The sequence below is a fragment of the Burkholderia sp. HI4860 genome, from assembly GCF_002223045.2.
Classification (GTDB): Bacteria; Pseudomonadota; Gammaproteobacteria; order Burkholderiales; family Burkholderiaceae; genus Burkholderia.
In genome coordinates this window covers 2554901-2567075 of the sequence record NZ_NKFO02000001.1, presented here as the reverse complement: position 1 = coordinate 2567075, position 12175 = coordinate 2554901, and the positions used below count along the sequence as shown (strand labels likewise).

At 67.1% G+C, this 12175-nt stretch carries 15 protein-coding genes and 1 riboswitch; of the genes, 8 read left to right on the top strand and 7 right to left on the bottom strand.

The genetic code is table 11. The annotated features are described in order from the left end of the window. Positions 1-11 precede the first annotated feature (11 nt). A riboswitch (cobalamin riboswitch) is annotated at positions 12-205 on the bottom strand. Positions 206-294: 89 nt separating this feature from the next. Further along, complete coding sequence (locus tag CFB34_RS11415; RefSeq protein WP_089442391.1) at positions 295-1353, bottom strand: AraC family transcriptional regulator; 1059 nt, start codon at positions 1351-1353, stop codon at positions 295-297. 177 nt (positions 1354-1530) lie between these two features. Between CFB34_RS11415 and CFB34_RS11410 the strand changes: the two genes are divergently transcribed. The 5 genes from CFB34_RS11410 to CFB34_RS11390 are packed head-to-tail and all read left to right on the top strand — an operon-like array spanning position 1531 to position 5279. After that, positions 1531-1875 carry a hypothetical protein gene (locus CFB34_RS11410; RefSeq protein WP_089442392.1) on the top strand — a complete coding sequence of 115 codons (345 nt, stop codon included), beginning with the start codon at positions 1531-1533 and terminating at the stop codon, positions 1873-1875. Beyond that, positions 1865-2500, top strand: a complete 636-nt coding sequence (locus CFB34_RS11405) for a Dabb family protein (protein ID WP_089442393.1) — start codon at positions 1865-1867, stop codon at positions 2498-2500. Before CFB34_RS11410 ends, CFB34_RS11405 begins: the two co-directional genes overlap by 11 nt. 49 nt (positions 2501-2549) lie before the next feature. Continuing rightward, complete coding sequence (locus tag CFB34_RS11400) at positions 2550-3542, top strand: NADP-dependent oxidoreductase (protein ID WP_089442394.1); 993 nt, start codon at positions 2550-2552, stop codon at positions 3540-3542. Between the two features lie 31 nt (positions 3543-3573). Continuing rightward, entirely contained in the window at positions 3574-4449 is an 876-nt protein-coding gene (locus CFB34_RS11395) for an SDR family NAD(P)-dependent oxidoreductase (RefSeq protein ID WP_089442395.1), read from the top strand. A gap of 5 nt (positions 4450-4454) precedes the next feature. Beyond that, entirely contained in the window at positions 4455-5279 is an 825-nt protein-coding gene (locus CFB34_RS11390) for an SDR family NAD(P)-dependent oxidoreductase (RefSeq protein WP_089442396.1), read from the top strand. 35 nt (positions 5280-5314) lie between these two features. Here CFB34_RS11390 and CFB34_RS11385 read toward each other — a convergent pair whose 3' ends face one another. The 4 genes from CFB34_RS11385 to CFB34_RS11370 form a co-directional block, all read right to left on the bottom strand. After that, a complete protein-coding gene (locus tag CFB34_RS11385) occupies positions 5315-5563 on the bottom strand; it encodes a hypothetical protein (protein WP_089442397.1) in 249 nt (82 codons plus the stop codon). 129 nt (positions 5564-5692) lie between these two features. Then, positions 5693-6667, bottom strand: a complete 975-nt coding sequence (locus tag CFB34_RS11380) for a threo-3-hydroxy-L-aspartate ammonia-lyase (protein ID WP_089442398.1) — start codon at positions 6665-6667, stop codon at positions 5693-5695. Between the two features lie 61 nt (positions 6668-6728). After that, positions 6729-7367 (bottom strand): helix-turn-helix transcriptional regulator, encoded by a 639-nt coding sequence (locus CFB34_RS11375; protein WP_089442399.1) that lies wholly within the window; start codon positions 7365-7367, stop codon positions 6729-6731. 63 nt (positions 7368-7430) lie between these two features. Next, positions 7431-7934: a YbaK/prolyl-tRNA synthetase associated domain-containing protein gene (locus CFB34_RS11370; protein WP_089442400.1), complete on the bottom strand. Its 504-nt coding sequence runs from the start codon at positions 7932-7934 to the stop codon at positions 7431-7433. A gap of 370 nt (positions 7935-8304) precedes the next feature. Here CFB34_RS11370 and CFB34_RS11365 point away from each other — a divergent pair, with 370 nt between their 5' ends. Beyond that, on the top strand, positions 8305-9036 hold the full coding sequence (locus CFB34_RS11365; protein WP_143329504.1) for a TetR/AcrR family transcriptional regulator: 732 nt from the start codon (positions 8305-8307) through the stop codon (positions 9034-9036). Positions 9037-9084: 48 nt separating this feature from the next. Next, positions 9085-10002 carry an alpha/beta fold hydrolase gene (locus tag CFB34_RS11360; protein ID WP_089442402.1) on the top strand — a complete coding sequence of 306 codons (918 nt, stop codon included), beginning with the start codon at positions 9085-9087 and terminating at the stop codon, positions 10000-10002. A gap of 189 nt (positions 10003-10191) precedes the next feature. Here the strand turns inward: CFB34_RS11360 and CFB34_RS11355 are convergent, their stop codons facing one another. Further along, entirely contained in the window at positions 10192-10611 is a 420-nt protein-coding gene (locus tag CFB34_RS11355) for an NUDIX hydrolase (RefSeq protein ID WP_047849922.1), read from the bottom strand. 233 nt (positions 10612-10844) lie between these two features. Between CFB34_RS11355 and CFB34_RS11350 the strand changes: the two genes are divergently transcribed. Next, positions 10845-11210 (top strand): hypothetical protein, encoded by a 366-nt coding sequence (locus tag CFB34_RS11350; RefSeq protein WP_089442403.1) that lies wholly within the window; start codon positions 10845-10847, stop codon positions 11208-11210. A gap of 211 nt (positions 11211-11421) precedes the next feature. Here CFB34_RS11350 and CFB34_RS11345 read toward each other — a convergent pair whose 3' ends face one another. Continuing rightward, positions 11422-12138 carry an EthD domain-containing protein gene (locus tag CFB34_RS11345; RefSeq protein WP_089442404.1) on the bottom strand — a complete coding sequence of 239 codons (717 nt, stop codon included), beginning with the start codon at positions 12136-12138 and terminating at the stop codon, positions 11422-11424. Between the last annotated feature and the right edge of the window lie 37 nt (positions 12139-12175).

Here is a 12175-nt window from a genome sequence, read left to right as displayed (position 1 = left end):
CGGTGCGGCTGCTTGGACCTCGGGTCGATGGCAGGTCTCCTGGCTCGCGGGTCCTGATTCGTGCCGGCCTTCCCGGTTTCCCAGTGGCATGCAGTGGCACGGATTCGCCGCTCACAGTTGCGGGGGCAGCCGCAGATTCGAGGCACTGCCTCGCCTGCGTTCCCTTTTGATCCCGTCTCCGGGAACCATCAGCGCGCAAGGGTAATGGCGTGCGCGCCGGCGCGTCAATTGCCGGGTAGCGCCCGGATGCGAAAAAACGTCATCGACGTGCCAAAACTTTCGAAATCCTGTCTTTCATGCGTCGACGGCGCGTTTCATGTCTGACGAAATGGCGTGGTGTGCTGCCATGCAATCGCGCCGAAACCGGCTCGGGGCGACGCCCGTCCACCTGACGAACGCGCGGCGGAAGGCTTCCTCGCCGCCGAACCCGAGATGCGCGGCGATCCGCGCGACCGGCCAGTCCGACTCGCGCAGGCAGCGTTGCGCGGCCTCGGCGAGACACTGCTCCCGCAGCACGTGATAACCGCTGCCTTCGGCCACCAGCCGCCGCCGCAACGTCGCCTCGCTGACGCCGAGCCACGCGGCCAGCTCGGCGAGTGCCGGCAACGCCTGCTCGTGCGCAAGCGCCGCGTCGAGAAAACCGCGCACCTGCTGCGCCCACGACACGACAGCCGGCGCCGCATCGATCAGGCGAAACGGAAAATCGACGAGAAACGCGTCGAGCTCGGCCGGCTGCCGCACCACGCGGCACGCGAGCCGCGCCGCATCGAATGCGAAGCCGTAGGTCTTGCGGCCCACTTCGACCGGCGCATTGAACAAGCCGAGCAACGGCATCGCGTCGTCGCGGCGCGGATGGCCGAGCCACACGTCGGTCGGCCGCAGCGGCAGCCCGATCAGCCAGCCGAACAGTTGCAGATAGCAGAACAAGCCCGTCAGGTCGACGAGGCACGCGGCCGGGCTGCGGGTGCGGCGCAGCGAATCCATCCGGAACGTCGCGCGCCCGTCGCGCACGGTGAGCGACAGCGCGCCGGCGCGCGGCGTCAGCATCTCGCCGAATTCGCGCGCACAGCGGATCGCGTCGGCCAGCGTCGCGCAGCTCAGCAGGCAGCGGCACATCAGGTCGACTTCGCGCTTGCGCATCGGCGGGTGGCCGTCGCCGCGCGCGACCTGCGCCTCGAGGCGCTCGATCGCGTCGCGGTACAGCGCGACGAAATCGCCCGGCGTCGCTGCCGGTGGCGGCGGCTGCGCATCGCGGTCGGCCGGCGGCGCGCCGCTGCGCGTGAGTTCGCTCAGCAGGCGCGCGTCGAGGCCCGGCAGGACGCGGCCGCGGGCCGGGATGGCGTGCTGTTTCATGAGTTTCCCGATCTGATCGTTGCGACAGGGGGCGGTGAGCGGGCCGGTAGGGGTCTGCGAATCGTCTCCACGCAAGAATGCTATCCACGCCGACCGCCTTCGGCCTCGCCGGAACGGCGTAGGCCGGCTGCGCATCCCCGACACGAACGACCACGAACGACCCCGGACGACACGCGAATGATCCAGATCGTAGACGAAATCACGCTCGCGCCCGAGCGCATTCCCGACGTGCTTGCACTGCTGCGCGACCGTTACCTGCCGGGCCACGCGGCGCGCGGGCTGACGGCGGCCGGCCGCCGGGTATCGCCGCCCGTCGCGGTGCCGGGGCAGCCGAGCACGCTGTGGCTGACCTGGCAGGTGGCCGACGCGCCGGCCTATTACCGGATGCGTGCGCTGACGGATGCCGACGTGGTCGGATTCTGGATGGCGGTCGACGCGCTGAGCGACATGCGCCGCCGCCATGTGATGACGGACGCCGATGCGCCGCTGCCCGCGCTGACGGAGGTCGATCATGCGGCATGACACGGCGCAGGTATTCGTGTCCGCGGATTGCGATGCGGGTGCGATCGAGCCTGCATTGCACGAAGCTGCGCACGCGCTGGCCGGCACGACACGCGTGGCAGTGGCACGCAATCTGGACGGCAGCTGGGGCGCGGGCGATTACACGCTCGACGTGCTGCGCGACGAGTCGATGGCCGACGGCACGGCGGCAGATCTCGCTGCGCTGGCGCAACTGCCGGGTATCGCGCGCATCGACGGCGCAGCGTGCCACGCGATCGGCGGCGGACTGCGCGAACCGGCGCTGCGCGACGGCGTGTGGCGCACGCTGATGTTGCGCGTGCGGCAGCAGGCCAGCGCAGCGCAGATCGCCGCGCTCGAACGCGAACTGCTGCGGATGCCCGCGTTCATGCCCGCGATCCGCAACTGGCGCTTGAGCCGGATCGAGACGCCCGGTGCATGGACGCACGTGTGGCAGCAGGAATTCGCGCACGTCGGCGATCTCGTCGGCGAATACCTGATGCATCCCTATCACTGGGGCTGGGTCGACCGCCGGTTCGACGCCGAAAGCCCCGACTGGACGGTCGATGCGATCTCGCATGCGTTCTGTCCACTCGCGTGGAGCCTGCTGGCCGACACGGCGGCGTAACGCGCCGCCCGCATCGAGCCGACATCAAACCAACCCTGGAGACACGAAGATGCGAGCCCTGTTGATCGACCGCGTCGGTCATTCCGACACCTTGCGCATGGCCGACGTGCCGGCCCCGACGCCGGGCCCCGGCGACGTGCTGATCCGCGTGGCCTACGCGGGCATCAATCCCGCCGACTGGAAATGCCGCGAAGGCTACCTCGGCGCCTTCATGCAATACACGTTTCCGTTCGTGATCGGTTTCGACGCGGCGGGCGTGGTGGAGGCGGTCGGCGACGGCGTCGACGGGTTCGCGCCCGGCATGCGCGTGTTCGCGCAGACCGACGTCGGCGCGGGGCGCTGGGGTGCGTTTGCGGAATACGTCGCGGTGCGTCACGACTCGGTCGTGCGCGTGCCCGACGCGGTGAGCCTGGCGGAAGCCGCCACGGTGCCGACGCCCGCGCTCGCGGCATGGGCCGGCCTATTCGACGACGGCGGGCTGAAGGCGGGCCAGTCCGCGCTGGTGCACGGCGGCGCGGGCGCGGTCGGCACGTTCGCGATCCAGCTTGCCGTGCAGGCCGGCGCGCGCGTCGCGGCGACGTGTTCGGCGCGCAACCGCGAGACGGTCGAATCGCTGGGCGCGGCGGCGAGCATCGACTATCGCGCGCAGGACATCGCCGCTGCTCTGCGCGCCTGGGCGCCAGGCGGCGTCGACCTCGTGCTCGACACGGTCGGCGGCGACACGCTGCCCAATGCGCTCGACCTGCTGGCGCCGGGCGGCACGCTGGTGAACATCATGACGCTCGCGGCCGGCGATGCGGAGCGGCTCGCCGCGACGGCGGCCGTTGCCGCACGACGCGGCCTGCGCACCGCGATGACCTACAGCCGGATGCCGAGCGGCGGCACGCTCGGCCGGATCGCCGCGCAACTGGACACGCGCGCGCTGCGCGTGCCGCGTTTCGACCGTTTCCCGCTCGAACAGGCGGCCCGCGCGCTCGATCTCGTTCAAACGGGCGAGGCGAAAACGAAGCTGGTGCTTCATGTTGCGGATATCGCCCGCTGAGCGGCCCGCACGCACAACACAGGAGACAACGATGACCGATACCCGAACCGGCGTACTGGCCGGCAAGTGCGCGCTCGTGACGGGCGCCAGCCGCGGCATTGGCCGTGCGATCGCGCAGCGCCTCGCATCCGAAGGCGCGACCGTCGTCGTGACGGCGCGCAGCCTCACGCCATCGGCGACGACCGCCGGCACGCTCGCCGAAACGGTTGCGCTGATCGAGCAGGCCGGCGGCCGCGCCATTGCGCTCGCGGCCGACCTGTCGAACGCTGCCGAGCGCGATGCGCTCGTCGGGCGCGCGGCGCAAGCCGCCGGCGGCCTCGACATCCTCGTCAACAACGCGGGCGTGGCCGACTACGCGTGCGTCGACGCGATGCCGATGACGATGTTCGACACGACGATCGAACACTATCTGCGGATTCCGTTCGCGCTGGCGCAGGCCGCGATCCCGCTGATGCGCGCCCGTGGCGCCGGCTGGATCGTCAACGTCGGCTCGGTGACGGCGCTGCCGCCGCTGCGGCCGTTCGACGATTTCTCGCGTGCGGGCGGCGCGACCGTCTATGCGGCGGCGAAGGCAGCGCTGTCGCGCTTCACGCAGGGGCTCGCGGCCGAACTCGAAGCCGCCGGCATCGCGGTGAATCTCGTCGCGCCGAGCACGGCGATCCGCACGCCGGGCGCCGCGCGCTACATCCCCGAAGGCTATCCGACCGAGGACGTCGCGTATCTCGCCGAGACCGCGCTCGCGCTGTGCCGCCTGCCGGCGCGCGAACGCACGGGCCTCGTCACGCACAGCCTGCATTTTCCGCTCGCGCAGCAACTCGCGGTGCGCTCGCTCGACGGCCGCACGGTGCTGCCGCCGCCGGTGATTCCCGCGTATGCGCATCCCCACATCGACCCGACAGGACTTTGATTGACATGACGAACTCGATTCGCTTCGACGGCGGCACCGCCGTGATCACCGGCGCGGCCAGCGGCATCGGCAGCGGGCTCGCACGCCACGCCGCCGGGCTCGGCATGCGCGTCGTGCTGGCCGATCTCGACCCGGCGAAGCTCGACGCATTCGCCGCGACGCTCGACACCGACGTCCTGTGCGTGCCGACCGACGTCAGCCGGCCGGAAGCCGTCGACGCGCTGGCGGAAGCCGCGTGGCAGCGCTTCGGCGGCGTCGACCTGCTGTTCAACAACGCGGGCGTGATGGCGACCGGCTTCAGCTGGGAAATCACGCCGGAACGCTTCGAGCGCAGCTTCGCGATCAACGTGCACGGCGTGCTGAACGGCATCCGCAGCTTCGTGCCGCGGATGCTCGAGCGCAACGTGCCGGCGCGCGTCGTGAATACCGCGTCGGTCGGCGGGTTCTTGCCGAGCCCGCTGATGTCGCCTTACTCGGCAACCAAATTCGCGGTGGTCGCGCTGACGGAATCGCTGTATGGAGAACTGAAGATGTTGGGCGCACCGGTCGGCGTGTCGTTGCTTGCGCCGGGCCCCGTGCAGTCGGGCATCTTCAACGACCCGTTCGGCGCGGTGCACGACCGGCCCGAGGTGCGCGGCTTCGTCGACACGATGCGCGCGATGCTGAACGCGCATGGGCTCACGCCCGACGCGTTCGCCGCGCGGGTGTTCGACGGCATTCGGGCGGGGCGCTACTGGCTGATTCCGCAACCGGAGACGATCGACGGCGCGCTGCAGCGGCGCACCGACGACATCCTCGCTTCACGCGATCCGTCGCTGCCTGCGTTCTGACGGCCGGGCGCGGCTGCCACGCCCTGCGCGCGCCGTCACATGCGCATGCCGGAGTGCGAACGGCCGCTCGGGTCGCCGCCGCGATCGGGCGGCGTATTGTTCTGATCGATCTTCGCGAGCACGAAGCCGGCGTGCGGCAACCCGCCGGGCGAGCGGTGCGTCGCTTGCGCGACGGCGTCGTGCGGCGACGCGGCGGGAAAACCGGATGACGTCACGCCCGGTTGAGCGAACGCCGAAAGGGAAGCGGCCGCCAGGGCGGCGGCGACGATCGCGTGCGATTTCATGGTGGCTCCTTCACGACTGACTGCGCGACTGACTGCGGGACAACGTCATCAGTCTAGGGCGCGAAACTTAACGCGACGTGAAGGAGCGATGCGGCGCGTATGACGGAATGTTCATGCGCGCCGCGACGTTCATGCCGGCGTCGACACCAGCGCGCAGAAGTTCTCGAGATCGACGTTGCCGCCGCTGATCACCACCCCCACGCGCTTGCCCTGCAGCGCGTCCTTCATCCGTCGCACCGCGGCGAACGACAGGCAGCCGGTCGGCTCGACCACCATCTTCATACGCGTGGCGAAGAAGCGCATGCAGTCGATCAGTTCCGCGTCCGTCGCGGTCAGGATGTCGTCGACGTCGCGGCGGATGATCGGGAACGTCAGGTTGCCGAGGTGCTGCGTCTGCGCACCGTCGGCGATCGTGCGCGGCGTGTCGATATGCACGATCGCGCCGGAGCGGAACGATTGCTGGCCGTCGTTGCCGGCTTCCGGCTCGACGCCGTACAGCGTCGCGTGCGGCGACAGCGCGCGCGTGGCGAGCGCGGTGCCCGACAGCAGCCCGCCGCCGCCGAGCGGCGTGAATACCGCATCGAGCGGGCCGACTTCGTCGAACAGTTCCTTGGCCGCCGTGCCCTGGCCGGCGATCACGTCCGGGTGGTCGTAGGGCGGGATCAGCGTGAGGCCGTGCTGCGCGGCGAGATCGCGCCCGATCTGCTCGCGATCCTCGGTGTAGCGGTCATAGGTCACGACCTTGCCGCCGTAGCCGCGGGTCGCGGCCATCTTCGCGGCCGGCGCGTCCTGCGGCATCACGATCGTCGCGGGAATGCCGAGCATGCGCGCCGACAGCGCGATCGCTTGCGCATGATTGCCGGACGAGAACGCGACGACGCCGTTGCGGCGCTGCGCCGCGTCGAAGCGCGACAGCGCGTTGAACGCGCCGCGGAACTTGAATGCGCCCATGCGCTGCAGGTTCTCGCACTTGAAGAACACGTGCGCGCCGAGCGCTTCGTCGATCGTCCGCGAGGTCATCACCGGTGTGCGGTGCGCATGGCCTTCGAGCCGGGCCGCGGCGGCGGCCACGTCGTCGTAGGTGGGGAGAGTCGGAGCGTTCATGGGTTATCCGGTGGTCGTAGGAATCGGTCAGCGGGAAAGCGGCGCGGGTAGCGCGCCTGCGTCATTTCGCATCGTTGTAGACGGTCGCACGCGAGACGCCGAGATGTTGCGACACGATCTCCATCGCGCGGCGCACTTCGAGGAACCCGTCGGCCTTCAGCTGCTGCATCAGCTCGCGGCGCTGATCAGTCTTCAGCTCGCGCGGCGTCGTCGCGAGGCGCATCGCGAATGCGTCGATGCGCTGGCGGATCGCGTCCGCGCCGGCCGGATCGAGCGTTTCCGCGACAGCGTCGCCGTCCGTGCTGCAGAACTGGTTCAGCATGCCCTGGAAGCCGCGGAACAGCGTGACGTCGGCATTCAGGCAGAGCGCGGCCACATAGCGGCCGGTCGAATCCTTGATGCCGATCGACGTACTTTTCGCGGTGCGGCCGTCGGCGAAACGGTTCGGGTAGTTCGCGAGCACGGGCGGGAAATCGTCGTCCGCGATGCGGGCGAGGCCGAGCTCGGTCGCGGGATCGCCGACTGCGCGCCCCGACAGGTTGTTGTGGATCGCGAGGATCGCGTGCTTCGGCGTGCGCAGGTCGTGAACCACGACCTCGGTGAACGGCGCGAACATCGCGCCGAGCCCTTCGGCGATGCGCTGCGCCTGTTCGATCAGCGACGCCTGTTCGGACAGCACGGGTTTCCGGGTGGGGGGCATGATGGTTTCGCGGTCAGGTTTCGGATCGATGCGACGGCTGCGGGGAAGGGGGCAACCGGCGTATTACTCGCCGTCCGCGGCTTCCGGCCGCGTGATGTCGGCGAGCAGCGGCTGCGCGATCCGCACGTAGTCGGCCGCGTCGAGCACGACGGAGCGGTCGAGGCGGCCCGCGTTGAAAGCGATCTCGGTGTTGCGTTCGACCAGGGCGGGATCGACGACGAGCGTCACGCTGGCGTCGAACACGAACGGCGGCACGGCGCCCATCACGCAGCGCGTGACGGTGGCCGCGAGGTCGGGCGACGCAAGGGTGGCCTTGCGGCGGCCGAGCGCATCGGCGACCTTGCGGAAATCGATCTTCAGGTGGCCGGGAATCACCGCGAGCGCGGTGGTGTCGCCGCCATCCTTGAACGTGCAGAGCATCGCCTTCGCGCCCTGTTCGGGGCGCGTGCCGCGCAGCGCGGCGATGGCGTCGGATTTCCCTTCGGCCGGATGCTCCAGCACACGGAACCGCGCGCCGGACGTGTTCAGCAGATCGCAAAGCGTGTCGAAAACGGGGTAGTCGCTCATGTCGCTCCGGGCAAATTGGGCCGGGGAATCGGGGGCGCGCTCGGGTTCGCATGCTTCGGCGTGCCGGTCGATGGATTGTCCAAGTATAGACGTTTTGTCATGGGCGTGGCAAAGGGACGGGCGAGCGAGGAGTCAAGGGCGTTCTGGCGTATCGACGAGAATGTGTCGCTCGACCCATTTGGTGACGGTATCGAACAAGTCATGCGTATGCTCGTCAATCGACATCGGTGCCTCTCCCCGGATTTCCAATCCTGCGTAGAATGTCGCCGTCGGGTTCGGCCTTTCGGTCTCTGCAGTGGAACCGACACGACCCTGCGTCAGGCATCGAAGTTTTTCAAAATCCGGTCGACCAACCTATATCGCCACTCCTGTGCATCAAGCAGATACGGTGCGTGTGGTCTGCGACCGGGCATCGGCGGCGCTGGCGCGCTATCGGCATCATCGCCCCGGGCATGCGCTCACGGGGCAGCAGGAGGAATTCTTGAAGAGGGCGGCTCTCGATAACGGACGCGTCTTGACCGAACGCGGCAAGAACGCTGTGAACAAGATTATGGCCAGTGCGATCGAGATCTTCGTGGACGAAGGCTACGGCGGGCTGACCATGCGAAAGGTCGCGGCCAAGGCCGGATTGGCGCTGTCGAACCTGCAGCACTACTTTCCCACGCGCGAAGACATCTTCGCGGCCATCCTTACCGTGACGCGGGAGGCATACGCCAATACGTACGACGGCGTGCACGCGGACACGTCGCTGACACCCGAGGGCCGGCTGGAGAAAGTGGTCCGGCTGTTGCTCGAAGACAGCAAGCAGCCCAGGACCCAAAGCCTGTTCGTGAACTTCTGGGCACTGGCCCAAACGCAAGAGTTCGCGCGGAAGATGCTTGAAGAGGGGTATGAATTTCAACGCGGCGTGATCGCCGGCCTCATCGAAGCCGTGAACCCGGCGCTGCCACAAGCGGTACGCATCCGGCGCGCGGCGCTTGTTACGGCGCAGATCGAGGGGCTCATCGTGCTGATACCGCAAAGGAATCGGTTCCCGTCGGATATCAAGGGAATCGAGGACGATGCGGTGACGGCTATTCTGGCGTTGGCCAAGGCGCCGTGAGCCGCAGGGTTGGAGCGATTGTCGGTAGCTCATTACCAGGGGGGGCCTTTGCACACCACGCAGACGGAAATCGAAGCGCCGGGCCCATCTGGCCCGTTGAAGGGCACGCTCTTGTCCCCGGACACCAGCGACATGCCGGTGGTGCTGATCGTGCCGGGCTCGGGCGCGACCGACAGAAATGGCAACGCGCCGAGCTGGCTTCAGGCGTCGACGTACCGGTTGCTCGCGGAAGGATTGTGCGAAGAAGGCATCGCGTCGGTTCGAATCGACAAGCGCGGCATGTATGGCAGCGCGTCGGCGATACCGGATGCCAATGATGTCGTGATCGACGACTACGCGGCGGACGTCCATTCGTGGGTAGCCGCCATCCGCGCGCAGACAGGTGCTTCCGGCGTATGGGTGTTGGGGCACAGCGAGGGCGGTTTGGTGGCGTTGCTGGCGGCGCGGCAATCGACCGACATTGCCGGCCTGATCCTGGTTGCCGCGGCGGGGCGTCCGCTCGGGCCCGTATTGCGGCAGCAACTGAAATCGAACCCTGCAAATGCGCCGATCCTGGAAAATGCAATGCGGATCCTCGATTTCCTGGAAGCGGGAAATGGGGTAGACGCGACCGGCGTCGATCCGGCGCTCATGCCGGTGTTCAGGCCGCAAGTCCAGCGCTTCCTGATGAGCGAATTGACCATCGACCCCGCAGCACTGCTGGCCGATTACATGAAGCCCGTGCTCATCGTGCAGGGCGCGCGGGATATCCAGGTTGCCGTGCAGGACGCGGAACTGTTACAGCGAGCAAATCCGCAGGCCGAAATGGCGCTGATCGCCGACGCGAATCACGTTCTCAAGACGGTCCGCACGGCGGATCTGCAAGAAAACCTCGCTGCTTATTCGAACCCGGATCTGCCACTGGCGGACGGTGTCGTGGAGGCTATTTCAGCGTTCGTGCACGCATCGACATTGAATCGGGCCTAGTCTCGGCCGAATCCGGTTCGTCTTTCGTGGCGGCTCGTGCCACGGCGAGTAAGCGCTGGATGACGTCGAGCGTCGGCCGTCCGCAAGCGGGCGGGACCGCATCAACCGGCCCGGGCCGAACGCATTGAGCGGGAGTCGGCGGCAGGGGAGATTCGACGGGCAAACGAAATCGCCGGAAATCGTGCCGCGTCAGCGACTCAGATAATCTGTTACGCGCGCCTGCAGGTGCGGGATTGCGTCGGTGAGCCGCAGATACGCATCGACATCCATCAGTGTCCATTCCTGGCCTTCGTTGCCGAAACGGATCGCGGCGATTTCCGCTCCGCTCAACCAACTGGCGAAGAACCAGTGTGGCAGGCGATCCGGTCGACTCGACGGATAGACCCGCGACCAACTGATCCGGCTGCCCGGTATCGTCACGCCGAATTCCTCATGGAGTTCACGCAGCACGCAAGCTTCGGGTGTCTCGTTCCCTTCCCGGCCTCCGCCCGGCAGGTCCCACAAACCGGGAAACGGTATGTCGGGTTTGTCGTCGCGTCGATAGACGAGGATTTCCCGGTCCTTGAAGAGTGCGATTTTCGAACCACTGAAGGGGGCGAGCGATTCCATGCATGATCCATATCGTGGAAGCGGTGTTGTCATTGTAGATTCTCGGCATCCACGCGTTCGCTCGATTTAATATAAGCATCCGTCTGGTACGACAACGATGACAGAGCGCACTACGGCTGCTACCGCTCGTCAGCTTGAAACCATCCAGCGATGAATCCGCCTGTTATGAAGACTCTTTCTATAAAAAGCGGCCAATGGGTGTCGATCGGTGGACGGCAACGGAAAAATGAACCATGACAAACCTGATTCGATTCCGCGTTCGACCGGTATTTCACGGCAGCGATCTTCTGGTCGAGGTACTCGACGACCATCGCACGGCGGATTTTCCCGACGTCGCGGCGATCCTGCAAGACGCGCTGCATTCGGTCCAGGTTCCGCATCCGGATGGCCTTGATGAACCCGCGGTCGCCTTGTCTCAGGACCGTTACTTCAGCTACTGGGCGTATTCCCGCGGCCACTACGAAATAGACGACGATATCTGGGGATTGTTCGTCACGGCGACGTTCGACAACGCGCGCGTCGTCGCGGACGTCGAAAGCGCACTCCTGTCGACGCGAAAGTTCGTCAAGGAAGATGTGGATTTCAGCAGGTTCGAGTGAGTTGAAGAGGGCCGGGAAAGCTCGTGTAACCACGACGAACGGCGGCTCCCCGTGGCCAGCAGGGACCGTTCCAGTTCGATCAACGCCAACCGCGGAAATTCGCAAAGCAGCAAAAATCAAGCCGGCGATGCGCACAAGCGCTCCACCGGCCCGCAACGTAAAACCGCAATCAATCCAGACGTAGGCGACCGCACAAAGCGATCGCCCGACCTTACCCCCGCACCGCCCTCACCACATACTGACTCGTCGGCACCACATCGATCTTGTCGAAATCGATGAAGCGCCCGCAGCTGTCCATCATCTCCGCCACGTTCCGCTGAAACTTCTCGTCATCGCCGACCGCATCGAAGAACGCATGCGGATCGGTCATCGCGGCAGCGGGGAAGCATTCCTCGACGATCGCATCGTACCCCGGCGCCGCATGCGTGAGCGCGCGCACGACGACGTTCTGCACATACAGGAAGTTGTCCTGCGTATCGATCGCGACGCGCGTGTGATGCCCGTGCCACACGTCGAGCCACGCTTCATGCGTCAGCCGCGGCGGCCGCTTCAAAAATGCGAGCTGCGAAAACCCCGTCGTCCGCTCACCCGGCCGCGCCGGGAAGCGCGTATTCGGAATCGGCTGCGACTCGGTGACGAGATACGCCGCCATGTGCGGGACCACGGCGCGCACCGCGTCGTCGAACGGCTGACGGAACATCGCATTCGCGCTATCGACCCACACCGAGACGATCCCGTCGATGCCAGGATGCGTGTTGGTCTGCTTCAGGCCGGCGGCCGGCGCGACATCCGCATCGGCGACGTTCACCTGCACGCCGTGCGCACCGAGCGACAGCAGCTTGTCGGCGAGCTGCGCGCGCACCGTGCGGCTCCACTGATCGGGCGCGGCCTGCGTATCGCGCCACAACACATAAATGACTTTCTCCATTGCTCCGGCTCCAGAGGGGAATGACAGGATCGGCGGC

What these genes read in the sequence shown, in the direction of transcription:
- CFB34_RS11405 (WP_089442393.1), top strand. Translation starts at nt 1,865, where the DNA reads ATGCGGCATGACACGGCGCAGGTATTCGTGTCCGCGGATTGCGATGCG.
- CFB34_RS11410 (WP_089442392.1), top strand. Translation starts at nt 1,531, where the DNA reads ATGATCCAGATCGTAGACGAAATCACGCTCGCGCCCGAGCGCATTCCC.
- CFB34_RS11355 (WP_047849922.1), bottom strand. Translation starts at nt 10,611, where the DNA reads ATGGAATCGCTCGCCCCCTTCAGTGGTTCGAAAATCGCACTCTTCAAG.
- CFB34_RS11350 (WP_089442403.1), top strand. Translation starts at nt 10,845, where the DNA reads ATGACAAACCTGATTCGATTCCGCGTTCGACCGGTATTTCACGGCAGC.
- CFB34_RS11380 (WP_089442398.1), bottom strand. Translation starts at nt 6,667, where the DNA reads ATGAACGCTCCGACTCTCCCCACCTACGACGACGTGGCCGCCGCCGCG.
- CFB34_RS11375 (WP_089442399.1), bottom strand. Translation starts at nt 7,367, where the DNA reads ATGCCCCCCACCCGGAAACCCGTGCTGTCCGAACAGGCGTCGCTGATC.
- CFB34_RS11345 (WP_089442404.1), bottom strand. Translation starts at nt 12,138, where the DNA reads ATGGAGAAAGTCATTTATGTGTTGTGGCGCGATACGCAGGCCGCGCCC.
- CFB34_RS11395 (WP_089442395.1), top strand. Translation starts at nt 3,574, where the DNA reads ATGACCGATACCCGAACCGGCGTACTGGCCGGCAAGTGCGCGCTCGTG.
- CFB34_RS11390 (WP_089442396.1), top strand. Translation starts at nt 4,455, where the DNA reads ATGACGAACTCGATTCGCTTCGACGGCGGCACCGCCGTGATCACCGGC.
- CFB34_RS11370 (WP_089442400.1), bottom strand. Translation starts at nt 7,934, where the DNA reads ATGAGCGACTACCCCGTTTTCGACACGCTTTGCGATCTGCTGAACACG.
- CFB34_RS11415 (WP_089442391.1), bottom strand. Translation starts at nt 1,353, where the DNA reads ATGAAACAGCACGCCATCCCGGCCCGCGGCCGCGTCCTGCCGGGCCTC.
- CFB34_RS11385 (WP_089442397.1), bottom strand. Translation starts at nt 5,563, where the DNA reads ATGAAATCGCACGCGATCGTCGCCGCCGCCCTGGCGGCCGCTTCCCTT.
- CFB34_RS11400 (WP_089442394.1), top strand. Translation starts at nt 2,550, where the DNA reads ATGCGAGCCCTGTTGATCGACCGCGTCGGTCATTCCGACACCTTGCGC.